Origin of the sequence: Sphingomonas sp. SAFR-052 (genome assembly GCF_051965015.1) — a bacterium.
GTDB lineage: Bacteria > Pseudomonadota > Alphaproteobacteria > Sphingomonadales > Sphingomonadaceae > Sphingomonas.
This window is the reverse complement of the sequence record NZ_JBQCMO010000005.1, coordinates 58,498-82,421: the sequence shown is the minus strand read 5'-3', so window position 1 is coordinate 82,421 and position 23,924 is coordinate 58,498. Positions and strand designations below refer to the sequence as shown.

Sequence of the window (23,924 nt, the reverse complement as noted above, 5' to 3'; positions counted from 1 at the left end):
GATGCGGCGCCCCTTGCCCGTCCGCGGCATTCCGCTGCGTGCCCTCGCCCCCAACGCGGTCACTGCGCTCGCGCTGTGTTCCGGCCTGACCGGTATTCGCTTTGCGATCGGTGGCGAATGGGAACGCGCCGTACTGATGGTGCTGCTCGCCGGGGTGCTCGACGGCATCGATGGTCGCGTCGCGCGGATGCTGCGTGGCGAGAGCCGGTTCGGCGCCGAGCTCGACTCGCTGTCGGACGCCATCTCGTTCGGTGTGTCGCCGGCGCTGATCCTTTATCTGTGGGCGCTGCTCAACGAACCGCGCGTCGGGTGGATCGTATCGCTGATCTATGCGGTCTTCACCGCGCTGCGGCTCGCACGGTTCAATGCCCGCATCGACGTGGCGGATCAGCCGCACAAATCGGCCGGCTTCCTGACCGGTATTCCCGCCCCGGCAGGCGCGGGACTGGCGATGCTGCCGCTCTATATCTGGATCTGGAGCGACGAAGCGATCTTTCGCTCGCCGTGGATCGTGGCGCCATGGGTGGCGTTCGTCGCGTTCCTGATGGTCTCGAGCCTAGCGACCTTCAGCTGGTCGTCGCTCAAGCTGCGCCGACACATCCGGTTCGAAGCGATCGCGATCCTCGTGATCGTCGCGGCGGCGCTGGTCTCGGCGCCGTGGCAGACGCTGACGGTCGTCTGCGTCGCCTATCTAGCTACGCTGCCGTTCAGCATCCGCAGCTATGGTCGGATCAGGCGGCAGCGCGAAGCGGCTGCGGCGCGGCCGTAGCGGCGCGCTGCCGGATGACGCCCCGCCGCGAGGTAAGGCGGACCGGCGGCAACGGATCGATCGTCCATTCCGGGCCCCGGCGCAGCAGGCGCAGGATGCGGTCGCTTGCCGGCAGGATGGTGGCGACGATCGTTCCCATGGCGATCAGGAACGCGGCAGCGAACAAAGCAGAAGCAAACAGGGCCATCTCGAAACTCCCCGGAACATGCGATTTCAAAAAAACCGCAAAAGGTGCAACATCTTCGCCGAACCACGGTTCCATGGTCCGTTTATGCACCCTTAATGTTCTCATATCGTTCCAACGTCAACACTTGATCGTTGGTACGTTTTGCGCTAACGGCGCCGATCTCAACCCCACATGGGAAGCGCATATACCGGTGCCCGAGCCTTCGGCTCCTTCAGGGTTCCTGCTTCCCAGAGGATCAACCGGAAGGAATTATCCTATGGCGGCACCTGTCGTCACCATGCAGGCCCTGCTCGAATCGGGCGCGCACTTCGGCCACCAGACCCACCGCTGGAACCCGAAGATGAAGCCGTACATCTTTGGCGATCGTAACGGCGTTCACATCCTCGACCTGTCGCAGACCGTGCCGCTGTTCGCGCGCGCGCTGGAATTCGTGTCGTCGACCGTCGCGTCGGGCGGCAAGGTCCTGTTCGTCGGCACCAAGCGTCAGGCGCAGGAGCCGATCGCCGAAGCAGCCCGCAAGTCGGGCCAGCACTTCGTCAACCATCGCTGGCTGGGCGGCATGCTCACCAACTGGAAGACGATCAGCAACTCGATCAAGCGTCTGAAGGCGCTCGAAGAGCAGCTGTCGGGCGACACGCACGGCCTGACCAAGAAGGAAGTGCTGAACCTGACCCGCGAGAAGGACAAGCTCGAGCTGTCGCTCGGCGGTATCCGCGATCTGGGCGGCATTCCCGACATCATGTTCGTGATCGACGCGAACAAGGAAGAGCTGGCGATCAAGGAAGCCAACACGCTGGGTATCCCGGTCGTCGCGATCCTCGATTCGAACGTCTCGCCCGACGGCATCGCCTTCCCGGTCCCCGCGAACGACGACGCCAGCCGCGCGATCCGTCTGTACTGCGAAGCCATCGCGATCGCTGCGACCCGTGGTGGCCAGCAGGCCGCCGCTTATTCGGGCCGCGACCTCGGCGCGATGGACGAGCCGCCGGCGGAAGAGGCGCTGACCGCCGAACCGGAAGCGACCGTCGAAGCGTAACGCTGTCACGGAACTGACGTGCGGGCGGGGCAGGGCGGAAACCGCGCTGCCTCGCCCGCAAGCATATCGAACACCAAACAGGAGCCTGATCATGGCAGAAGTTACCGCCGCCGCCGTCAAGGAACTGCGTGAGCGCTCGGGCGCCGGCATGATGGACTGCAAGAAGGCGCTGTCCGAGAACAATGGCGACATGGAAGCCGCCGTCGACTGGCTGCGGACCAAGGGTCTCGCCGCCGTCGCCAAGAAGTCGAGCCGTACTGCGGCCGAAGGTCTGGTCGGCGTTGCCGTCGCCGGCACCAAGGGCGTCGCGATCGAAGTTAACAGCCAGACCGACTTCGTCGCGAAGAACGACCAGTTTCAGAGCTTCGTCCGCGACGTTGTCGCCATCGCGTTGGAATCGGGTGATGATGTCGAGGCGCTGAAGGGCCAGACGATGCCGAACGGCGGCACCGTCGAGGACGCGCTGGTCGCCAACATCTCGACCATCGGCGAGAACCAGGTGCTGCGTCGTGCGAAGGCCGTCGAAGTCGCCAAGGGCGCGGTGATCCCCTACGTCCACAACTCGGCCGGCCCGGGCCTCGGCAAGATCGGCGTGCTGGTCGCGCTGGAATCGGACGCCGGTGTCGACGTGCTCGAGCCGCTCGGCAAGCAGATCGCGATGCACATCGCCGCCGCCTTCCCGCTGGCGCTGGACGAGAGCGGTCTCGACCAGGACATTTTGGAGCGCGAGCGCCAGATCGCGACCGAAAAGGCCGCCGATTCGGGCAAGCCGGCCGACATCATCGCCAAGATGGTCGAAGGCTCGGTGAAGAAGTTCGCCAAGGAAAACGCGCTGCTCAGCCAGCCGATCGTGATGGACGGCAAGACCCCGGTCGCCGACGTCGTCGCCAAGGCGGCGAAGGATGCCGGTACCTCGATCGTGCTGAAGGACTATGTCCGCTTCCAGCTCGGCGAAGGCATCGAGAAGGAAGAGAGCGACTTCGCCGCCGAGGTCGCCGCCACGGCAGGTCTCGCGCGCTAATACGCGCAACCGTTGCCACCTTTGCGGGCCGCGCGGGCACTCTGCCCACGCGGCCCGTTTTGCATCGGCATAACGTCGCTTGGCTTTGCGGGCATGCGCGGCTAGGGTCCGCCGCGCTCCCGATAGTCCATTTCCGCAGGTGTCATGACCCGTCCCCGTTTCAACCGTATCCTCCTGAAACTCTCGGGCGAGGTCCTGATGGGATCGGGGCAGTTCGGCATCGATCCGGCGATGTGCGAGCGTGTCGCGCGTGAGATCAAGGCGGCGCGGGGCGAAGGGCATGAGGTCTGCATCGTCGTCGGCGGCGGCAATATTTTCCGGGGTGTCGCCGGGGCCGCCAAGGGCTTCGAACGCGCCAGTGCCGATTATATGGGCATGCTGGCGACCGTGATGAACGCGCTGGCGATGCAGAACGCGCTGGAGCAGATGGGCATCGAAACCCGCGTCCAGTCCGCGATCCCGATGGCGTCGGTATGCGAACCCTATATCCGCCGCCGTGCCGTGCGGCACATGGAAAAGGGCCGCGTCGTGATCTTCGCTGCCGGCACCGGCAGCCCGTTCTTCACCACCGACACCACCGCCGCGCTGCGCGCCGCCGAAATGGGTTGCGAAGCGCTGTTCAAGGGCACCAGCGTCGACGGCGTCTATGATGCCGATCCCAAGAAGGTGCCGACTGCCAAGCGTTACGACACGCTCGGCTTCGGCCGTGTGCTGGCCGACGACCTGAAGGTCATGGACGCATCGGCGGTTGCGCTGTGCCGCGACAATAATATCCCGATCGTCGTCTTCAACATTCGTGACGAAGGCAATCTCGCCGCCGTGCTGGCGGGCGAAGGTGTGTCGACGATCGTTCAGAACAACGCTTGAATTAGAAGGAAGTCGGTTATGGCCGCATATAACAAGGCCGATCTGGAACGCCGCATGGCCGGCGCGGTCGAATCGCTGAAGGGCGATCTGGGTGGCCTTCGCACCGGACGCGCGGCGGTGTCGCTGCTCGATCCGGTCATGGTCGAAGTTTATGGCGCGCACATGCCGCTCAACCAGGTCGCGACCGTTTCCGCCCCCGAACCGCGCATGTTGTCGGTACAGGTGTGGGACAAGTCGAACGTCGGGCCGGCCGATAAGGCGATCCGGTCGGCAGGCCTCGGCCTGAACCCGATCGTCGATGGCCAGACGCTGCGCCTGCCGATCCCCGACCTGACCGAGGAACGTCGCAAGGAACTGGCGAAGCTCGCGGGCAAATACGCTGAATCGGCGCGCATCGCGGTGCGCAACGTTCGTCGCGACGGCATGGAAAGCCTGAAGACCGACGAGAAGAAGGGCGTGTATTCGGAAGACGAGCGCAAGCGGCTCGAGACCGAGGTCCAGAAGCTTACCGACGCGACCATCGCCGATATCGATGCCGCGGCCGATGCCAAGGAAAAGGAAATCCTCGGCAAGTGACGTCGTTCGCCGCTCGCGCTTCGGTTCCGGCGGACGATCGCGCGGCGCCGGGGCTGCCCCATTCCACGCCGATCCCCCGCCATGTCGCGATCATCATGGACGGCAATGGTCGCTGGGCGAAGGCCCGGCGCCTGCCGCGGATCGCCGGCCATCGGCAGGGCGTGGAGGCGGTGCGGCGCATTGCGCGAGCGGCACGCGAACAGGGCGTCGAGGCGCTGACGCTCTACGCCTTCTCCTCGGAGAATTGGCGGCGTCCCGAACAGGAGATCGGCGATCTGATGGGGTTGCTCCGCCATTTCCTGAAGAGCGAGATCGACGAACTGCATAGCGAAGGCGTGCGGCTTAGAATTCTCGGAAATTATCAGGCGCTGCAGCCCGATCTGGTCAAGCTGATCGAAAACGCCGTCGCGCGGACCGCGACCAATACCGGTCCGATCCTCGCGATCGCGCTGAACTATGGCGCGCAGGCCGAACTGGTCGCTGCCGCGCGTCGCCTTGCCGAGCGGGTCGCGGCGGGCATGCCGGTGTCGGCGATCGACGAGGCGGCGATCGACCGCGAACTCGATACCCACGACCTGCCGCCGCTCGACCTGATGATCCGGACGTCGGGCGAACAGCGGCTGTCGAACTTCCTGTTGTGGCAGGCGGCCTACGCCGAATTGCTGTTCGTCGACACGCTGTGGCCCGATTTCGACGGTGCTGCGCTGGCGGATGCGATCGCCGCCTATGGCCGGCGACAGCGCCGGTTCGGGGGCTTGTGACGCCCGAACCCGTCACCGATCCAGCAGCGCGCCGCAAGTCCGACCTCGCCACCCGCACGTTCGCCAGCGTCGGCATGATCGCCGTCGCCGCGACCGCCCTGTGGTTCGGCGGCTTCGCCTTCTGGCTGCTGGTCGCGCTCGGCACGCTGTTCATGATGGCCGAATGGGCCGATCTCCACAAAGTCTCGCGCGAGCATAAGCGACTGACGCAACTGGCGCTGACCGTGCCGCTGGCGATCCTGTCGCCGCTGGCGGCGGGGGCGGGATTCCTGGCGTTCGGGCTCATCATCGGCGCGGCATTCTTCATCGTCATCACCACCGGCCTGCCGAAGCTGGCGCGGGGCCTGCTGTATTGCGGGTTTCCGGCGCTGGCGGTCGTGTTCCTGCGCGATCGGCCCGACGGATTGCTGCTCGCCTTCTGGGCGATGGCGCTGGTCTGGGCCTGCGACATCGGCGCGTATTTCGCCGGACGGACGATCGGCGGACCGAAGCTCGCCCCGACGATCAGCCCCAACAAGACCTGGGCTGGGCTGATCGGCGGGGTCATCGCCGCGTCGGTCCTGGGTGGCGTGCTGCAATATGCCGGGCTGCCGCTGCATCTGGTGCTGGCGACGCCGTTGCTCGCGGTGCTGGCACAGGCGGGCGATTTGTATGAGAGCCAGCTGAAGCGTGCCGCCGGGGTCAAGGATTCGGGCAACGTCCTGCCGGGGCACGGCGGAGTGATGGACCGGCTCGACGGACTGGTGCCGGTCGCGCCGGCGGCGGCGCTGATGCTGTTGGCGGGACTATATCTGGCATGAAGCGCGTTAGCATTTTGGGGGCGACCGGATCGGTCGGCACGTCGACGCTCGACCTGATCGAGCGCGCGCCCGGCGAGTTCGAGGTCGAGGCGCTGACCGCGCATCGCGACGTCGGCAAGCTGGCGGCGGCGGCGCGCAGGGTCGGCGCGAAGCTGGCGGTGGTCGGTGACGAAGCCTGCCTGCCGGCACTTCGCGACGCGCTGGGCGACAGTGGGATCGAGGCGGCGGGGGGCGAGCAGGCGGTGATCGATGCCGCGGCCCGGCCCGTCGACTGGACGATGGCGGCGATCGTCGGCACCGCCGGGTTGAAGCCGGTCATGGCGGCGCTGGCCCGGGGCGGCGCGGTGGCACTCGCCAACAAGGAAGCGTTGGTGTCGGCGGGCGAGGTAATGATGGCGGCGGCGACCCGCGCCGGCACGACGCTGCTGCCGGTCGACAGCGAACATAATGCCGTGTTCCAGTGCCTCGACGATTGCCCGCCCGAGCGCATTCGCCGCATCATCCTCACTGCCAGCGGCGGGCCGTTCCGCGAACGCTCGCTGGCGGAAATGCAGAGCATAACGCCCGAACAGGCGGTGGCCCATCCCAACTGGTCGATGGGCGCCAAGATTTCGGTCGATTCGGCGACGATGATGAACAAGGGGCTAGAACTGATCGAGGCCTATCACCTGTTCCCGGTCACGCCCGAGCAATTGGACGTACTGGTCCATCGCCAGTCGGTCATTCATTCGATGGTCGAATATGTCGACGGGTCGACACTGGCGCAGCTCGGATCGCCCGACATGCGGGTGCCGATCGCGCATGCGCTGGCATGGCCGGACCGGATGGAGACGCCGTGCGAACGTCTCGATCTGGCACGGATCGGCCGGCTCGATTTCGAAGCGCCCGATATGGAGCGCTTCCCGGCGCTGGCGCTGGCCCGTGCGGCGCTGTCGGCGGGCGGCGGACGGCCGGCGATCCTGAATGCCGCCAACGAGGTCGCGGTCGCCGCGTTTCTCGACCGGCGGATCGGTTTCCTCGAAATTGCCGCAATCGTCGGTGATGTCTTGCAGCGCTTCGACCCAGCAGGGCCGCAGACGCTCGACGCCGTGCTGGCGATCGATGCCGAAGCGCGGGCATTGGCGCGGGAGCGTGTGAAGGATTGCGCGGCTTGATCGAATCCCCTGGGTTGCTGATTACCGTCGTCGCGTTCCTGCTGGTGCTGGGGCCGCTCGTGTTCCTGCACGAACTCGGCCACTATGCGGCGGGACGCTGGTTCGGCGTGAAGGTCGATGCGTTCGCGGTCGGTTTCGGCAAGGAAATCGCGGGCTTCACCGATCGGCAGGGTACCCGCTGGAAATTCGGGTGGCTGCCCTTGGGCGGCTATGTCCGCTTTGCCGGCGACATGAACCCGGCGTCGCAGCCCGATGCCGAATGGCTGCAACTGCCCGCTGCCGAACGCGCGCGGACCTTCCAGGCCAAGCCGGTATGGCAGCGCGCGATCATCGTCGCGGCCGGGCCGGCGGTGAACCTGTTGCTGGCGGTCCTGATCCTCGGCGGGTTCGCCGCGGCCTATGGCGTCGATCGTACCCCGGCGACGATCGGCCGGGTGGTCGAGGGCAGCGCTGCCGAGCGCGCCGGACTGCAGGCGGGCGACCGGATCATCGCGATGGGCGGCCGCGCCATCGATACCTTTGCCGACCTGTCCTTCTACACCGTCCTGCGGCCTAACGAGCGGGTCCGCGTCGATTATCTGCGCAACGATGCCCCGCGTGAGACCGAGGCGACGATCGGCGCGGTGCGGCAGCGCGACCGGTTCGGCAACGAGGCGCAGATCGGCCGCTTCGGCATCGAACGCGGCGCCCCGGTCTTCGTATCGGTTCCCATCTGGCAGGCGCCGGGCGAGGGGATTCGCATGGTCGGCACGATCCTGCGCGGCACGGTCGACGGGTTGGGCCAGATCATCACCGGCCGGCGATCGGTCGAGGAAATGGGCGGGCCGCTGCGCATTGCCAAGGCGTCGGGCGAGCAATTCTCGCTTGGCTGGCCGGCATTGGTGACGTTCGTGGCGTTCGTTTCGATTAATCTCGGATTCATCAACTTGTTGCCAGTTCCAATGCTGGATGGCGGGCACCTGTTGTTCTACGCGATCGAGGCGGTGAAGCGCGGGCCGGTCCGTCCGCAGACGATGGAATGGGCGTTTCGCGGTGGATTGGCGCTGTTGCTGGCATTGATGATCTTCGTCACGGTGAACGATCTGGGGGCGTTCGGCGTGTGGCAGGGGCTGGCCGGCTTGATCGGCTGACGTGGTTAGGGCAGGGCGCGCACGTCCTGTGATGAAAGTTCCTCCGGTTGGGGTGGGTTTGGTGACGCTAAGCAAGTTTTCGATTCACGGCGTGCGCGGTGTCGCGTTGCTCGCGGGCACGATGCTCTCGAGCACGGCCTTTGCGCAGGCGCAGCGCGCCCCCGCCGCTGCCGCGCCGGCGGTGCGCCCCCCCGCCGCACAGGCTCCGGCCGCTCCCACCGCGCCGGTCCGCACCATCCGCTCGCTCCGCGTCGAGGGATCGCAGCGCATCGAACCTGATACGGTGCTCTCCTATACCAAGTTGCGCATCGGCATCCCCTACACCGCCGAAACCCTCGATCAGGCGATCAAGGACCTGCTCGCGTCCGATCTGCTCGCCGACGTCACGATCGAGGGTGTCGAAACCGGTGATATCGTCGTCCGCGTCCGCGAGAATCCGATCATCAACCGCGTCGTGCTGGAGGGCAACAAGCGGTTGAAGGACGACAAGATCACTAAGGAGATCAAGCTCGCCCCGCGGCAGATCTTCACCCGCACCGCCGTCCGCGCCGACGTCGCGCGCATCATCGAACTGTATCGCCGCCAGGGCCGCTTCGCCGCGAATGTCGAGCCGAAGATGGTCATGCTCGACCAGAACCGGGTCGATGTGATCTTCGAGATCAGCGAAGGCGCCAAGTCCAAGGTCCGCCAGATCAACATCCTCGGCAACGAGGTGTTCAGCGACAGCCAGTTGCGCAGCGAGATGGCGACCAAGGAATCACGGCCGTGGCGCATCTTCAGCTCGAACACGAGCTACGACCAGGACCGGCTGGCCTATGACCAGCAGAAGCTGCGCCAATTCTACCTGACCGAAGGCTATGCAGATTTCCGCGTCATCTCGGCCGTCGCCGAACTGACGCCGGATAAGGAAGACTTCATCATCACCTATGTGGTGGAGGAAGGTCCGCGCTACAAATTCGACGAGGTGAAGGTCGAGAGCGCGATCCGCGACTTCGACAATGCCGCGTTGACCAAGACGCTGCCGATGAAGAAGGGCGACTGGTACAACGCCAAGCAGGTCGAGGATACGATCGATCAGCTGAGCGAATATGCCGGCCTGTTCGGCTATGCGTTCACCGACGTTCGCCCGGATTATGTGCCGGATCGCGAAAAGCATACGATGTCGATCACCTTCGTCCTGAACGAAGCGAATCGCACCTATGTCGAAAAGATCAACATCACCGGCAACACGCAGACGCAGGACCGCGTCATCCGCCGCGAATTCCGTGTGGCGGAGGGCGATGCGTTCAACGCCTTCCTCATCAAGCGTTCGCAGGACCGCATCAACTCGCTCGGCTATTTCCAGGACAAGTTCGAGATCGAGCGGACCGAAGGGTCGGCGCCCGACCGCATCGTGCTGGGCGCGAACGTCGAGGAGAAGTCGACCGGCGAACTGACGCTGTCGGCGGGTTTCTCCAGTCTCGAACGCTTCATCATCCAGGCGTCGATCCGGCAGCGGAATTTCCGCGGCAAGGGACAGGACCTTCAGGCGTCGGTCAACTATTCGACCTATCAGAAGTCGGTCGAACTCGGCTTCACTGAACCCTATCTGTTCGACAAGAACATCGCGCTGGGTGGAACGATCTTCCGCCGCGACTTCAATTCGTTCAACTTCCTCGGCACCGGTCGCAACTCGCTGTATTCGCAGATTTCGACCGGTGGTCAGATCGTGGCGAGCGTGCCGCTGACCGAATTCTGGACGCTGTCGGGCCGCTATCAGCTGAGCCAGGACAATGTCGGGCTGGACGAAGGCACCTATTTCACCAATGGCGTCTGCGACCCGCTGAAGGCCGGGCGCTATCTGTGCGACTCGATCGGCAACCGGCTGACCAGCATGGTCGGCGCGAACCTAATCTTCGACAATCTCAACAACCGCCTGCGCCCGTCGCGTGGGCAGCGGTTGGTAACCGGCCTCGATTTCGCTGGTCTGGGCGGTGACGTCCGGTTCGCACGTGTTCGCGGCGATTTCGACAAATACTGGAATGTCGGCGGCTTCATCCTGTCGGCCGGGGTCGAGGGCGGCTATATCCACGCGCTGCAGAAGAGCGCGGGCGAGGGGATCGATCCGGTCCGCATCGTCGATCGCTTCTACCTGGGCGAACCGCAGTTCCGCGGCTTCGACATTCGCGGCGTGGGGCCCCGCATCCAGCGCCAGCAATATACCGGTTCGGTCGCGGGCGGCGATCAGGCGCTGGTTACCGCGCGCGAACAGGTGCTGAACGATCCGCTGGGCGGCAAGGCCTATTATCTCGGCAAGATCGAGCTCGAACCGCCCTTGGGCTCGGGCATTGCCGAGCTCGGGCTGCGGCCGTCGATCTTTGTGCAGGCGGGTGCGCTGTTCGGCGTCACCCGGCCGCGCCCGACGCTGGCGTTCGAGCAGGCGCGCAATGCCGACGGGACGTTGCAGTTCAACAAGGACGGGTCGCCCTCGCTGCTGCCGTTCAGCTCGCCGATTACGACGACCGGCGGGTTGCAGGTCTATAACAACCAGTTCACCGACGGTTCGGGCGCCCCGGCGATCCGGCAGACGACCTGCGCGGTCGGCTATTCGTCGACCATCGGCGGCACCTGCGTCGGCGGCGAGCCAAACACCGTCGCGATCAACACCACCCAGCCCTTCCTCGAACAGTTCCTGGGCGATTCGGCCCGCCCGCGCCTGTCGATCGGTATCGGCGTGAACTGGAACTCGCCGTTCGGACCGCTGCGGATCGATCTGGCCAAGGCGCTGCTGAGCCAGCCGGGCGACGACAAGAAACTCATCACTTTCAACGTAGGAACTCAATTCTGATGCGTAGCTTCACCAAGGCGGCTGTCGCCGCATTCGTTTTCGCCGCACCGACCGCCCCGGCTTTCGCGCAGGCGCTACCCGACGCGAAGATCGCGGTCGTCGATTCGGAGCGGATCTTCCGCGACTGCACCGCGTGCAAGGCGGCGACCACCCAGTTGCAGGCACAGCGCCAGCAGCTGCAGGCGCTGGCCACGCAGCGGGGGCAGCCGCTCCAGACCGAAGCGCAAGCGCTCCAGGCAGCTGTCACGGCGGCCAAGGGTAACCCGGATGCGGCACTTCAGACGCGCATCCGCACGTTCGAGCAGAACCAGCAGCGTGCCCAGCAGGAAGTTGGTGCGCAGGAACAGCAGGTCCAACGCAACATCGCCTATGTCCGTGAACAGATCGGCACCCGCCTTGGCCCGATCATTACCCAGATCGCGCAGCAGCGTGGCGCCACGCTGGCGGTGGATAAGGGCAACAGCTTCTACAACGCACCGGCCACCGAAATCACCGATGCGGTGCTGACCGCGCTCAACGCAGCGCTGCCGAGCGTCAGCGTGACCGCACCGGCACAGGCTGCTCCGTCCGCCACCGCGCCCGCCGCCGGCGCGCGTCCGGCTCCGGCAGGCCGCTGATCATGGAAGGGGAGGCGACCTCGATCGGACCGCTCGACATCACGCGTGTGATGGCGGCGATCCCGCATCGCTATCCCATGTTGCTGGTCGACCGTGTCGCGGAACTGATCCCCGACCGGTCGATCACCGCGATCAAGGCGGTGACGATCAACGAAGGCTTCTTCCAGGGGCATTTTCCCGGTCGTCCGATCATGCCGGGCGTGCTGATCGTCGAGGCGTTGGCCCAGGCGGCCGGCATCCTCGCGGTCGAGAGCCTCGGCCTCGCCGGGTCGGGCAAGCTGGTCTATTTCATGTCGATCGACGGCGTGAAGTTCCGCAAGCCGGTCGAACCGGGCGTGCTGCTGACGCTGGAGGCCGAATTCGTGCAGAAGCGCGCGCGTGTCTGCAAGTTCGCGGGCAAGGCGCGCATCGACGGCGAACTGGCCGCCGAGTGCGAATTCACCGCGATGATCGCCGATCCGCCCAAGGCGTAAATCGGCGACGATCATTGCTATTATGGCCGCGTCCGTGTACGGGCGCGCCTTCCAATTTCCAGGCTGGTCGGAACCAGCCGTTCGTGGAGACGACCGATGAAGAAAGACACCCACCCCGACTACCACACGATCAAGGTCCAGATGACCGACGGCACCGTGTTCGAAACCCGCTCCACCTGGGGCAAGGAAGGCGACACGATGCAGCTGGACATCGACCCGCTGGCGCACCCGGCATGGACCGGCGGCCGTGGCCAGATGCTGGATTCGGGTGGTCAGGTCGCACGCTTCAACAAGCGTTTCGGCGGTCTCTCGCTCGGCAAGAAGTAAGCGGCGGGCGCCACGGCGCCGAGCACGTCGTAAAAGGGCCGCGGTGGCGTTTGCTACCGCGGCCCTTTTTTCTTGTGGCGGAGGCGGCGCGCGCCTCCGCCGATCGACTGCTTATTTGCCGCGATTGTCGAGCGTTGCCGGTGCCACCCGCACACTCGTCCGCGCGACGATGTCGGTCGCGCTGTTGGCCAGCAGCAGCTGATAGGTCCCGCCCGCGATCTTCCAGCCGCGCGTCTGGCTGTCGAACGTCGCTAGCAGGCGCGGATCGACGGTCACCTCCATGGTCCGCGTTTCGCCCGGCGCGAGGTCGACCTTGGCGAACCCGCCGAGCCGCTTGGGCGCTTCCCAGCCGCTGCCTGCGACATAGAGTTGCGCCAACCCCTTGCCGCGGACCTTCCCGCTATTGGTGATGGTGAAGCGCGCCTGCACGCCCTTGCCGGTCGGTTGGGCGGTTAGGCCACCAAGGGTGAAGATGGTATAAGACAGACCGTATCCGAACGGGAACAGCGGTTTGGCGTCGGTCTTGTCGAACCACTTATAGCCGACCGCAGCCCCTTCGATATTGTAATTGCTCATCGGATGCGAATCGCGGTCGAGCTTCGGATTGCCCTCGATCACCGGGCGCGGCAGTTGCGCGAGCGAGGCCGGGAAGGTCGCGGGCAGGTGGCCCGACGGATTGACCTCGCCGGTCAACACCCGTGCGATCGCCTCGCCACCGGACGTGCCCGGATACCACGCCTCCAGCACCGCGCCGACCTTGCCCAGCCACGGCATCAGCACCGGGCCGCCGGTTTCGAGCACGACCACCGTCCGGCGATTGGCGCGCGCGACCGCGTCGATCAGCGCGTCCTGATTGTCGGGCAGGTTCAGATTGGGCGCATCGATCGATTCACCGGTCCATTGTTCGCCGAACACGATCACTGCATCGGCCTTGCGCGCCGCGGCAGCGGCTGCCTTCACGTCCTTGCCGTCGAGATAGGTGACCTGTGCCTTCGTCCGTGCCTGCAACGCCTTCATCGGCGAGGACGGGTGGTAGAGCTTCGGCCCCGGAAAGCCGCCGGGATATTCGTCGGCGACGGCAAGGCCGTTGGCCGGGCCGCCATGCGGATAGACTTGGCTCGACCCGCCGCCCGACAGCACGCCGACATCGGCATGGGCGCCGATCAGCAGGATCGATTTGGCCGTCGATGCCAGCGGCAGCAGTCCCGCGCTGTTCTTCAGTAGGACGATGCCTTCCTCGGCATCGGCGCGGGTGACGGCGGCATGCGCGGCATAGTCGATCGTCGTCGCGCGGTCGCCCGCGACCGGTGTATCGAACAACCCGTTCCGGAACATCGCCCACAGGATGCGCCGCGCCATGTCGGTCGCGCGCGCTTCGGGGACATAGCCGTTGTTCACCGCCTCGCGCAGGGCATCGGCGAAATAGGGCGAGCGATCGAACGCCCAGCCCGATTGCTGGTCCAGCCCGGCATTGGCGGCTTGTGTCGTCGAATGGGTCGCGCCCCAGTCCGACATCACATAGCCCTTATATCCCCAGTCCTTCTTCAAGGTGCGGTTGAGCAGCCAGTCATTCTCGCACGCATAGAAGCCGTTGACGCGGTTGTACGCGCACATCACCGACCCCGGATCGCCCGCTTCGATCGCGAATTCGAAGGCGAGCAGGTCCGACTGGCGCGCCGCCGCCTCGTCGATGCGGTGGTCGATGTTGAAGCGATTGGTCTCCTGTCCGTTGAAGGCATAATGCTTCATCGTCGAGACGACGTTCTGCGACTGGATGCCCTTAATCTCGTGGCCGGTGATGATGCCGGCGAGCAGCGGGTCTTCGCCGCCATATTCGAAGTTCCGGCCGTTACGCGGTTCGCGCATCAGGTTCATGCCGCCGGCCAGCTGCACATTGAAGCCCGACAGATATGCCTCGCGCCCGATCATCGCGCCGCCGGCCTGTGCGACCTGCGGGTTCCACGTCGCGGCGGTGGCGATGCCCGATGGCAGCGAGGTGCGCAGCCGCGGGGTCGGCGAGCGCTGGGTCGCGACGCCGAGGCCGGCATCGGTCTGCCACTGGTTGGGGATGCCCAGCCGGGGAATGCCGGGGATGAAGCCCGCCGAATCGGGCAGGCCGTCCTTCGGCATCTCGTAATTCTTGGTCGCAGTGCGCTGCCAATCGGCCTTGGTCGAGAAATAGCCGAAGGTCAGCTGGAGCTTCTCGTCGAGCGTCATTTCCTTCAGCACCAGTTCGGTGCGGGCATCGGCGTCGAGCGACCGGTCCATCCACGGCCGCGCCTGCGGGCCATCGGTGGGGCGGGTGGCGGCCTGCGGGGCGTTGTTGGTCGTCTGCGCGAGCGCCGGGGCGGTGGCGAGCAACGTGCCGCCGAGCAGCGCGGCGATGCGATGGGATGCGGACATCGATAGGGTCTTTCGCGGGTGGGGGGCGGACAGGCGCGGGGAACGATGATGGCGTGGCACGATGCGGCGCATATCCCTCCCCCGCAGTTGCGCGCCGGATCGACGTCGCAATTCCAACGCCTCTGATAGCGTTGTCAGATCGTCGAAATCAATCGTTGCCGATGACTGTTCGTATCGCGGTCGCGGCGGCGAATAGTCAATATGTCCGTAGTTAACCGCATTTTCGGTTTCGATGCCTATGCGCTTGCTACCACTTTTCAGGGGGCGGCGTGACACATCCCATCTTCTACGATGCCAGCGGGCGGCGTGCCCGGTGGGTGCGGTGGGGCGCGGCCATGCTGGCCGTCGCGCTGCTGGGGATCGTCGCGCTGGTCGTGTCGGCGCTGACGCGGACGCCGCAGCGGGGGGCGCTGACCCTGCCCGAGGATGCCGCGCGCCCGCGCGCCATCGCCGCCGCGCCCGTGCAGACCGTTCCCGGTCCGTGGCTGCCCGCCGGACAGGCGAAGGCCCCGGCACGCCATCTGCCGGTGCTCGGCTTCTACATGCCGTGGGACGCGGCGTCGCGGCAGTCGCTGGTGGCGCATGTCGATGAGGTCGACTGGCTGGCGCCGGGCATCGCCTCGGTCTCGGGGCGCGATCATCGCTTCGCCTATGAAAGCGACGACTATCTCCACCGGGTGCTGCGACAGGCAAAGCGTCCGCCCGCGCTGATCCCGATGGTGCAGAACGCGCGCGAGGACGGCAGCTGGGACGGCACCGGCACCGCCGCACTGCTGGCCGATGCAACGGCGCGCCGCCGGTTTGTCGCACAGATTGAGGCGATGGTGACGGCGGAGCAGGGCGCCGGGGTCATGCTCGACCTCGAAAGCCTGCCCGCGACTGCGCACGCCGATTATCGCCGCTTCCTGTCCGAATTGCGCACCCGCTTCGCCCGCCGCCAATGGCAGGTGATGATCGCCACGCCGGTCGCCGATCCAGAATGGGACCTCGCCAGCTATGCGAGGGTCGTCGATCGGCTGGTGCTGATGGCCTATGACGAGCATTGGATGGGCGGTGAAGCAGGGCCGATCGCATCGCAGCCGTGGTTCGCGCAGGTCGTGGCCGACGCGCTGCGCAGCGCCGGTCCCGGTGCGATCGTTGCGCTCGGCAATTACGGTTACGACTGGACCGGGCGAACGACCGTGCCGCTGCGCGTCGGCGATGCATGGAACCTCGCGCGACAGGCGGGGACCGTCCCGCAATTCGACCCGGCCAGCGGCAACTGGCATTTCGCCTATCGCCAGGAGGGGCGCGACCATCAGGTATGGCTGCTGGACGCGGTCACCGCCGCGAACCAGCTGCGCGCCGCATCGGCCGCGGGCGCCAACGCCGTGGCGCTGTGGCGGATGGGCAGCGAGGACCCGCATTTCTGGACCGTCGCGCGCACCGGTTCGGCCAGCGGAACCGGCACGCTGCCGCAACCGGCGGGCGTGACGTTGCTAGGACAGGGCGAAGTCCTGCGGCTGGATGCCGGTGCGACCGCCGGGCAAAGATCGTTGCAGCAGGACGGCAGCGGCCTAGTCCGCGCCGCGCAGGTCGATCGCCTGCCCGGACCCGATATCGTCCAGCGCACCGGCGCGCAGCGGCACATGGTCGCGCTGACCTTCGACGACGGGCCCGACCCGGTCTGGACGCCGAAGATCCTCGACGTGCTGAAGCGCGAAGGTGCACCCGCAACCTTCTTCGTCACCGGGGCCAATGTGCTGGGGCAGGGCCCGATCCTGCGGCGGATCGTCGACGAGGGCAGCGAACTGGGCAACCACAGCACCTCGCACGCGAACCTGTCGCACCGCTCGCCGGAGGCTATCCGGCTGGAACTGACCGCGACCGAACGGCTGGTCGAGGCCTATACCGGGCGCGCGATGCGGCTGTTCCGCCCGCCGTTCCTGGGCGATGCCGATCCCGATCGCGGCGACGAACTGCATGCGACGCGGGTGGGGGCCGAACTCGGCTATCTGACGGTCGGTCTGAACGTCGATCCGCACGACTGGCAGACCCCGTCGCCGCAGCAGATCGTCGCCCGCACGATCGCGGAGGTAGAGGCCGGCACGCCCGATCGCCCGACCCAGATCGTCCTGCTCCACGATTCGGGCGGCGATCGCAGTCGCACGCTGGCCGCGCTGCCCGGCATCATCCGGGGCTTGCGCGCGCGCGGCTATGAAATCGTCGGGGTGTCACGGCTGGCGGGGCTATCGCGCGATCAGGTGATGCCGGTGCTGAACGGTGCGCAGGCGAGCGAGGCGGCAAGCGCGCGCGGGCTGTTCGGCGGGGTCAGCCTGACCCGCGACCTGCTGATGACCGCGTTCCTGTTGGTGATCGCGATCGGCATCGCCCGATCGGTGACGCTGGCCGGGTTGGCGCTGCTGGCCGCGCGCCGGGGCGGGCCGCCGCCGGCCGCGCCGCATCAGGTCCCGACCTCGGTCTCGGTCCTGATCCCCGCCTTCAACGAAGCGCGCGTGATCGAGGCATCGGTCAGGCGCATTCTCGGGAGCGTCGGCGTGCGGATCGACGTGATCGTGATCGACGACGGATCGACCGACGGGACGTCCGATATCGTGCAGGCGGCGTTCGGCATCGATCCGCGCGTCCGGCTGCTGACGCTGGAAAATGGCGGCAAGGCGCGCGCGCTCAACGCCGCGTTGCAGCTGGCCAAGGGCGACGTGGTCGTCGCGCTCGATGCCGATACCCAGTTCGAACCCGACACCATCGCCAAGCTGCTGCGCTGGTTCGCCGATCCCGCGATCGGCGCGGTCGCGGGCAATGCGAAGGTCGGCAACCTCGTGAACCTCATCACACGCTGGCAGGCGCTCGAATATATCACCGCCCAGAATCTCGAGCGGCGTGCGCTCCACGCGCTGAGCGCCGTGACGGTGGTGCCCGGTGCGGTCGGAGCGTGGCGGCGTGCTGCGCTCGATGCGGTCGGCGGCTATCCCGACGACACGCTGGCCGAGGATCAGGACCTGACTATCGCCATCCAGCGTGCCGGCTGGCGCGTCGCGTGCGACATGGAGGCGATCGCATGGACCGAGGCACCCGAGACGGCGCGGGCGCTGTTCCGGCAGCGCTATCGCTGGGCGTATGGCACGCTGCAATGCCTGTGGAAGCATCGCGCGATCATCGGCCGGGGGCGGCCGCGCGGGCTGGCGATGCTGGGACTGCCGCAGGCACTGGTGTTCCAGCTGCTGTTCACGCTCGCCGCGCCGCTGATCGACCTAGCGCTGGTCGCCAGTATCGGTACCACCGCGTGGCGGATCGCCGATCGCGGCTGGGACGCGGCAGGCGGCGATGTCGGCTGGGTCGCGCTTTACTGGGCAGCGTTCACTGCGATCGATCTGGCGTGCGGCTTTGTCGCCTATCGGCTGGAGGGTCGGGGAGAGCGCCTGCCGGCGCTACGGATGCTGGCGCAGCGTTTCGGCTATCGGCAACTGCTCTATGCCGTCGTGCTGCGTGCGCTGGCGGCGGCGATGACCGGACCGAAGGTCGGATGGGGCAAGCTGGAGCGCAGCGGGAGCGTGACCGCACCCGACAACGCGTCCGTCGTCACGTCGATCGGCGAGCGCGCAACTCCGTCTGCCGCACCCGAGGTCGCCGCTGCCGCATGAAGCTGTGGCACTTGTTGACACAAATTGCGGGTTGCATGAGATGTTCGCGATGACCGGACGACATACCAGCAACGTATCGCTGACCCCCGAGCTCAAGGCGTTCATCGCCGATGCCGTGGCGGGCGGCGACTATGCCAATGCCAGCGAAGTCGTCCGGGCAGGCCTGCGCGCGCTGCGCAACGGTTCGGCGGCACGCGGCACGGTGGCGGCGGACTGGCCGGCGGCGGACGGCGAATGCGCCGCGCTGATCCAGACGCGAAGCTGGGCGGATTCGCCGATCGGTGCGCCGGCCGATTGGCCGCCCGAAATGCGCGCGACGATCGCCAACATCGTCAACTCGCCGGTCGCCAAGATGCTGATGTGGGGCCCGGACCATATCCTGTTTTACAACGACGCCTATCGCGCGATCGTCGGCGACCGCCATCCAGAGGTGTTCGGCACCCCGGTCGAACAGGCGTTTCCCGACCTGTGGGACCACCACCGTGCCGTCCTGCCGGCGGCGTTGCGCGGACAACGCCAATCGTTCCGGGATCGGCCAACCGTCTTTTCACGTGCCCATGGGTCGGAAACGCTAATCCTCGACCTCTATTATACGCCGGTCGTTGACGGGCGCGGGGTGGCTGGCGGCGTGCTGTGCACGGTCATCGACAATAGCGGGCGCAAGGCGATCGAAGCGCGGCTGGCGGCGAGCGAGGCGGAACTGCGCCGCATCGCCGATGCGGTGCCGATGCTGGTCTCCTATATCGACCGCAGCCACCGCTATCGCTTCACCAACGCCAAATATCAAAGCTGGTTCGGTGGCGAGCCCGATGCGATGGTCGGGCGCCATATCCGCGATGTGATCGGCGAGGACATGTATCGCGACCGGCAGCCCGATATCGAGGCAGCGTTGAACGGCGAATGGATCACCGGCGAGACGGTCTTGCAGCATCAGGCGCTGGGGCCGCGCGCGGTCGAAATCCGCTATGTTCCGCATCAGGACGATAGCGGCACGACGGTCGGCGCCTATATCCTTGGTATCGACATTACCGAACGCGCCCGCGACGCCGCCGAGATCAAGGCGAGCAACGCCCGTTTCCGCACGGCGATGCAGGCGGTGCACGGCGTGTTGTGGACCAACAGCGCCGAAGGGCGGATGGTCGGCGAACAGCCAGGCTGGGCGGCACTGACCGGGCAGTCGGTCGAGGAATATCAGGGATTCGGCTGGGCTTCGGCGGTTCATCCCGAGGACGCGCAAGGATCGATCGACGCATGGAACGTCGCGGTCGCCGCGCGCAGTATGTTTGTCCACGAACACCGCGTCCGGCGGCGCGACGGCGAATGGCGCACCTTCGCCATCCGCGCGCTGCCGATCCTCGACGGGGCGGGGGAGATAACCGAATGGGTCGGGGTCCATACCGACATCTCGCACCGGCGCGCAGCGGAGGCGGCGCTGCGCGAACAGGCCGACAGCCTCGCCCGGCAGGTCCGGCACCGTGAGCGCGCCGAGGAACAGCTCCGCAGCCTGAACGAGACGCTCGAGAGCCGGGTGATCGCGGAGATCGCGGAGCGGAGACAGGCCGAGGCACAACTGGCACAGGCGCAGAAGATGGAGACCGTCGGCAAGCTGACCGGCGGGGTCGCGCACGATTTCAACAATTTGCTGCAAGTCATTGGCGGCAATCTGCAACTGCTCGCCCGCGACGTGGTGGGCCATGCCAAGGCCGAGCGGCGCGTCGAGAATGCGATGGCCGGCGTGTCGCGCGGCGCGCGACTGGCCAGCCAGTTGCTGGCGTTCGGGCGGCGGCAGGCGCTGGAGCCGAAGGTCGTAAACGTCACCCGCTTCGTCCGGGGCATGGACGACATGCTGCGCCGTGCGATCGGTGAGGCGATCGAGATCGAGACGGTCTTTGCCGGTGGGCTTTGGAATACCTTCATCGATCCGGGCCAGATCGAGAATGCGCTGCTCAACCTCGCCATCAACGCCCGCGACGCGATGGAGGGGCGTGGCAAGCTGACCATCGAACTTGCCAACGCCCATCTCGACGACGCCTATGCCCGCACCCATGAAGAGGTCGTGCCGGGGCAATATGTCATGCTGGCGGTGACCGACACCGGCAGCGGCATGTCGCCCGACGTCGTCGAACGGGTGTTCGAGCCGTTCTTTTCGACCAAGCCCGAGGGCAAGGGGTCGGGGCTGGGACTGTCGATGGTCTATGGCTTCGTCAAACAGTCGGGCGGCCACGTCAAAATCTATTCGGAAGTCGGCCACGGCACGTCGATCAAGCTGTACCTGCCGCGCGCGATGCAGTCCGAGGATGTCGAGGTGCTGGTTGATACCGGCCCGGTGCGCGGCGGCAGCGAGACGGTGTTGGTCGTCGAGGATGACGAGGAAGTGCGCGCGACGGTGGTCGAGATGCTCGGCGACCTTGGCTATCGCGTGCTCAAGGCATCGGACGCCGCCAGCGGGCTGGCGGTGATCGAGAGCGGGGTGCCGATCGACCTGCTGTTCACCGACGTGGTGATGCCGGGCGCGCTCAAAAGCCCCGAAATGGCCCGCAAGGCGCGCGAACGGCTGCCCGGCATCGCGGTGCTGTTCACCAGCGGCTATACCGAGAATTCGATCGTGCACGGCGGGCGGCTCGACAAGGGCGTCGACCTGCTGTCCAAACCCTATACGCGCGAGGCGCTGGCGCGAAAGATCCGCCACGTCCTGTCGAACCAGCAGCAGCGCAACCTCGCCACACCACCGTCGCCTGGCAGCCGGCCGGTCGCGATCACGACGCCGCCGACGCTGCGGCGCACGATCCTGCTGGTCGAGGATGACGGGCTGATCCGCATCAACAGCGCGGAAATGCTGGAGGAGGCGGGCTTCGTCGTGCTGGAGGCGGCGAGTGCCGAGGAGGCGATCACCGCGTTGCAGACCGCGCCCGTCGACGTCCTCATCACCGACGTCAACCTGCCCGGCGCATCGGGGCGCGAGCTGGCGCAGCGGGCCCGCGCGCTGCGACCCGACGCGCTGGTGGTGTTCGCGACCGGCGATCCGGGCGCGGTCGCCGACGAAGCCGATGCGATCGTCCTTGCCAAACCCTATTCCGGCGGCGCGTTGCTGGCGGCGGTGCGGAAGGGCGATGTGGCGCGGGCGGTGGTCGAGAAGCCCGACGCCTAGCCGGCCGGCGCCACCGCGACCGAGTCGCGTTCGATCAGTCGGTGTTCGTGTTCGACACTGGCCGGGACCTGCCCGCCGCCCAGCTGGTCGAGCAGCAGCGTCGTCGCGCTGACCGCCATGTCGAAGACCGGCTGGCGCATGGTCGTGATGCGCGGCCAAGTGATGCGCGCGATTTCCGAATCGTCGAAGCCGACGATCGACAGGTCGCCCGGCACGTCGATCCTCGCATCGCGCGCGGCCATCAGCGCGCCGACCGCCATATCGTCATTCTGCGCGAGGATCGCGGTTGGCCGGTCGCGACGCGCCAGCAACGCCTGCGCCGCGGCGAAGCCCGAATCGAAAGTGAAAAGCCCGTCGAGCACCAGATCGTCGTCGATCGAGCGTCCCGCCGCCGCGAACGCCTGCGCATAGCCGGTCATGCGCGCCTCGGCGGCGGCGTGGGTCGGGTCGCCCTTGATGATGCCGATCCGCTTGTGCCCCTGGTTCAGGACAAGGGCGGCGACTTCGCAGGCGGCGACGATATCGTCGACGACCACCCCTGGTGTCAGCTCGGGCCAGCGGGTCGGGGCGATCCGGGCGAAGGGCATGCCGATCGCGGTCAGTTCGTCGAGGATGCGGCGGCTGTCCGACGCCGGCGGGGCCAGCACGACGCCGTCGACCGCCGCCGATCGTAGCAGTCCGACGACCTCGTCGGCATGGTCGTTGACCGATCGCACCGGCAGCACGACCAGCCGGTAGCGTTCGCCGCGCAGCCGGTCGAGCACGCCCATCTGCAGGTCGACGACATAGCTGGGCGAAGGGTTTTCATAGACCAGCCCGATCAGGTGCGACCGCTGCCGCGCCAGACCCTGTGCCATGATATTGGGATGGTAGTCGAGCGTGCGGACCGCTTCGCGCACCCGGTCGCGCACCGCATCGGTGACGTGCGGCTCGCCGTTCAACACGCGCGAGACGGTCTTGGTCGAAACGGCTGCATGGCGCGCGACGTCGACGATGGTGATGCGTCGCGGCGGACGCGATCGAGCTGGTTGCATATCCGCATCACCGCCACGCCGCCGCGCCCGTGTCAATCGCAACATGACCGTACCGTCATCCACCGCCCATCGTCCGTGCGGGTGGTTTCGGGCAGGATGGGGACGAGGAGTCGCAGATGCCGGTGGACGACGCACCCCGTTTCGGTTTGGCCCGCGCCACGCTGCTCGGCGGATTGGTCGCGACCGCGTTGCTCGCGGCGGGCTGGTGCGGCGTCGGTTCCCCAGCGGACGCGATCACTGCGGACGGCGCGACGCTGGCCCCCTCCGACGGATCGGGTGCATGGGTCGTGACCAGCCTGCGCACCGGCGGTATTGCGGCCCGATCGGGCCTGCACGTCGGCGACGTGATCGACGGCATTGGCGGCCACTCGCCCGGCATCGGCGATGGTCCCGTACTGCTGCATGTCGCGGCAAGGGGTGACGTCGGCGCCCACTCGCTGATATTGCGGCCGGCGGAGGTGGCGTCACGTGAAGATCCTGATCGTCGAGGACGATGAAGAAACCGCAGCCTATATCGGCAAGGGGCTGACCGAAGCCGGCTTCGTCGTCGATCGCGCCGCCAATGGCCGCGACGGGCTGTTCCATGCCATCGACGGCGAATACGACTGTATCGTCATGGACCGGATGCTTCCGCAGATGGACGGCATGGCGACCATCGCGGCGATGCGCGCGGCGGGAGTGGCGACGCCGGTGCTGATCCTCTCGGCGATGGGAGCGCCCGACGACCGGGTGGCGGGGCTGACCCAGGGCGCCGACGACTATCTGACCAAGCCGTTCGTCTTTGCCGAATTGCTCGCGCGGGTGCGGCTGCTGACCCGGCGACAGCCCGCCGGCGGACCGGCGGTGGACACGGTACTGACCTGCGACGATCTCGAGATGGACCTGCTCGCGCGGCGGGTACGGCGTGGCACGCGGGTCATCGACCTGCAACCGCGCGAGTTCCGCCTGCTCGAATATCTGCTGCGCCACGCCGGACAGGTGGTGACGCGCACCATGCTGCTCGAAGGGGTATGGGACTATCATTTCGATCCGGGCAGCAACGTGACCGACGTGCATATCAGCCGCCTGCGCCGCAAGATCGACGATGGCGAGCCGCGCCGGCTGCTCCATACGGTGCGCGGGTCGGGCTACAAGCTGGGGCTTGAGTCCTGAG

20 protein-coding genes are annotated in these 23,924 nt (G+C 66.8%); 17 read left to right on the top strand and 3 right to left on the bottom strand.

What is annotated here, in order from left to right:
- Position 1: 1 nt before the first annotated feature.
- A complete protein-coding gene (locus tag ACTHQV_RS10145; protein ID WP_440490061.1) occupies positions 2 to 769 on the top strand; it encodes a CDP-alcohol phosphatidyltransferase family protein in 768 nt (255 codons plus the stop codon).
- Here ACTHQV_RS10145 and ACTHQV_RS10140 read toward each other — a convergent pair.
- Positions 732 to 1,031, bottom strand: coding sequence for a hypothetical protein (locus tag ACTHQV_RS10140; RefSeq protein ID WP_440490059.1), 300 nt, complete (start codon positions 1,029 to 1,031; stop codon positions 732 to 734). The two genes, ACTHQV_RS10145 and ACTHQV_RS10140, sit on opposite strands and share 38 nt — an antisense overlap.
- A gap of 181 nt (positions 1,032 to 1,212) precedes the next feature.
- On the opposite strand from ACTHQV_RS10140, the gene rpsB reads away from it, so the two are divergent.
- From rpsB to rpmE, 12 genes are all read left to right on the top strand, one after another.
- Positions 1,213 to 1,992 (top strand): 30S ribosomal protein S2, encoded by a 780-nt coding sequence (gene rpsB, locus ACTHQV_RS10135; protein ID WP_440490058.1) that lies wholly within the window; start codon positions 1,213 to 1,215, stop codon positions 1,990 to 1,992.
- Positions 1,993 to 2,083: 91 nt separating this feature from the next.
- Positions 2,084 to 3,013, top strand: coding sequence for a translation elongation factor Ts (gene tsf / locus ACTHQV_RS10130; protein ID WP_440490056.1), 930 nt, complete (start codon positions 2,084 to 2,086; stop codon positions 3,011 to 3,013).
- Between the two features lie 144 nt (positions 3,014 to 3,157).
- Entirely contained in the window at positions 3,158 to 3,880 is a 723-nt protein-coding gene (gene pyrH, locus ACTHQV_RS10125) for a UMP kinase (RefSeq protein ID WP_440490054.1), read from the top strand.
- An 18-nt stretch (positions 3,881 to 3,898) separates the two neighbouring features.
- Positions 3,899 to 4,456 carry a ribosome recycling factor gene (frr, locus tag ACTHQV_RS10120; RefSeq protein WP_440490053.1) on the top strand — a complete coding sequence of 186 codons (558 nt, stop codon included), beginning with the start codon at positions 3,899 to 3,901 and terminating at the stop codon, positions 4,454 to 4,456.
- Positions 4,457 to 4,509: 53 nt separating this feature from the next.
- Positions 4,510 to 5,217 (top strand): isoprenyl transferase, encoded by a 708-nt coding sequence (locus ACTHQV_RS10115; RefSeq protein ID WP_440490399.1) that lies wholly within the window; start codon positions 4,510 to 4,512, stop codon positions 5,215 to 5,217.
- The gene (locus ACTHQV_RS10110; RefSeq protein WP_440490051.1) at positions 5,214 to 6,017 is read left to right on the top strand and encodes a phosphatidate cytidylyltransferase; all 804 of its coding nucleotides are present in this window, start codon (positions 5,214 to 5,216) and stop codon (positions 6,015 to 6,017) included. The genes ACTHQV_RS10115 and ACTHQV_RS10110 overlap by 4 nt, the downstream gene beginning before the upstream one ends.
- The gene (locus ACTHQV_RS10105) at positions 6,014 to 7,171 is read left to right on the top strand and encodes a 1-deoxy-D-xylulose-5-phosphate reductoisomerase (RefSeq protein WP_440490050.1); all 1,158 of its coding nucleotides are present in this window, start codon (positions 6,014 to 6,016) and stop codon (positions 7,169 to 7,171) included. Before ACTHQV_RS10110 ends, ACTHQV_RS10105 begins: the two co-directional genes overlap by 4 nt.
- Positions 7,168 to 8,301, top strand: a complete 1,134-nt coding sequence (locus ACTHQV_RS10100) for a M50 family metallopeptidase (RefSeq protein WP_440490049.1) — start codon at positions 7,168 to 7,170, stop codon at positions 8,299 to 8,301. Before ACTHQV_RS10105 ends, ACTHQV_RS10100 begins: the two co-directional genes overlap by 4 nt.
- 61 nt (positions 8,302 to 8,362) lie before the next feature.
- Complete coding sequence (gene bamA, locus ACTHQV_RS10095; RefSeq protein ID WP_440490048.1) at positions 8,363 to 11,128, top strand: outer membrane protein assembly factor BamA; 2,766 nt, start codon at positions 8,363 to 8,365, stop codon at positions 11,126 to 11,128.
- Complete coding sequence (locus tag ACTHQV_RS10090) at positions 11,128 to 11,745, top strand: OmpH family outer membrane protein (RefSeq protein ID WP_440490047.1); 618 nt, start codon at positions 11,128 to 11,130, stop codon at positions 11,743 to 11,745. The genes bamA and ACTHQV_RS10090 overlap by 1 nt, the downstream gene beginning before the upstream one ends.
- A gap of 2 nt (positions 11,746 to 11,747) precedes the next feature.
- On the top strand, positions 11,748 to 12,218 hold the full coding sequence (gene fabZ / locus ACTHQV_RS10085) for a 3-hydroxyacyl-ACP dehydratase FabZ (protein WP_066689860.1): 471 nt from the start codon (positions 11,748 to 11,750) through the stop codon (positions 12,216 to 12,218).
- A gap of 96 nt (positions 12,219 to 12,314) precedes the next feature.
- Positions 12,315 to 12,545, top strand: a complete 231-nt coding sequence (gene rpmE / locus ACTHQV_RS10080; protein WP_440490045.1) for a 50S ribosomal protein L31 — start codon at positions 12,315 to 12,317, stop codon at positions 12,543 to 12,545.
- 111 nt (positions 12,546 to 12,656) lie between these two features.
- Here rpmE and ACTHQV_RS10075 read toward each other — a convergent pair whose 3' ends face one another.
- Positions 12,657 to 14,948 carry a beta-glucosidase family protein gene (locus ACTHQV_RS10075; protein ID WP_440490043.1) on the bottom strand — a complete coding sequence of 764 codons (2,292 nt, stop codon included), beginning with the start codon at positions 14,946 to 14,948 and terminating at the stop codon, positions 12,657 to 12,659.
- A gap of 269 nt (positions 14,949 to 15,217) precedes the next feature.
- Here ACTHQV_RS10075 and ACTHQV_RS10070 point away from each other — a divergent pair, with 269 nt between their 5' ends.
- Positions 15,218 to 18,589: a glycosyltransferase gene (locus ACTHQV_RS10070; protein WP_440490041.1), complete on the top strand. Its 3,372-nt coding sequence runs from the start codon at positions 15,218 to 15,220 to the stop codon at positions 18,587 to 18,589.
- A 49-nt stretch (positions 18,590 to 18,638) separates the two neighbouring features.
- Complete coding sequence (locus tag ACTHQV_RS10065) at positions 18,639 to 21,737, top strand: PAS domain-containing protein (protein ID WP_440490039.1); 3,099 nt, start codon at positions 18,639 to 18,641, stop codon at positions 21,735 to 21,737.
- Here ACTHQV_RS10065 and ACTHQV_RS10060 read toward each other — a convergent pair.
- Positions 21,734 to 22,771, bottom strand: a complete 1,038-nt coding sequence (locus tag ACTHQV_RS10060; RefSeq protein WP_440490038.1) for a LacI family DNA-binding transcriptional regulator — start codon at positions 22,769 to 22,771, stop codon at positions 21,734 to 21,736. The genes ACTHQV_RS10065 and ACTHQV_RS10060 overlap by 4 nt on opposite strands.
- Before the next feature lie 116 nt (positions 22,772 to 22,887).
- Between ACTHQV_RS10060 and ACTHQV_RS10055 the strand changes: the two genes are divergently transcribed.
- Complete coding sequence (locus tag ACTHQV_RS10055) at positions 22,888 to 23,268, top strand: hypothetical protein (protein ID WP_440490036.1); 381 nt, start codon at positions 22,888 to 22,890, stop codon at positions 23,266 to 23,268.
- The gene (locus ACTHQV_RS10050) at positions 23,240 to 23,923 is read left to right on the top strand and encodes a winged helix-turn-helix domain-containing protein (protein WP_440490035.1); all 684 of its coding nucleotides are present in this window, start codon (positions 23,240 to 23,242) and stop codon (positions 23,921 to 23,923) included. Before ACTHQV_RS10055 ends, ACTHQV_RS10050 begins: the two co-directional genes overlap by 29 nt.
- Position 23,924 lies beyond the last annotated feature (1 nt).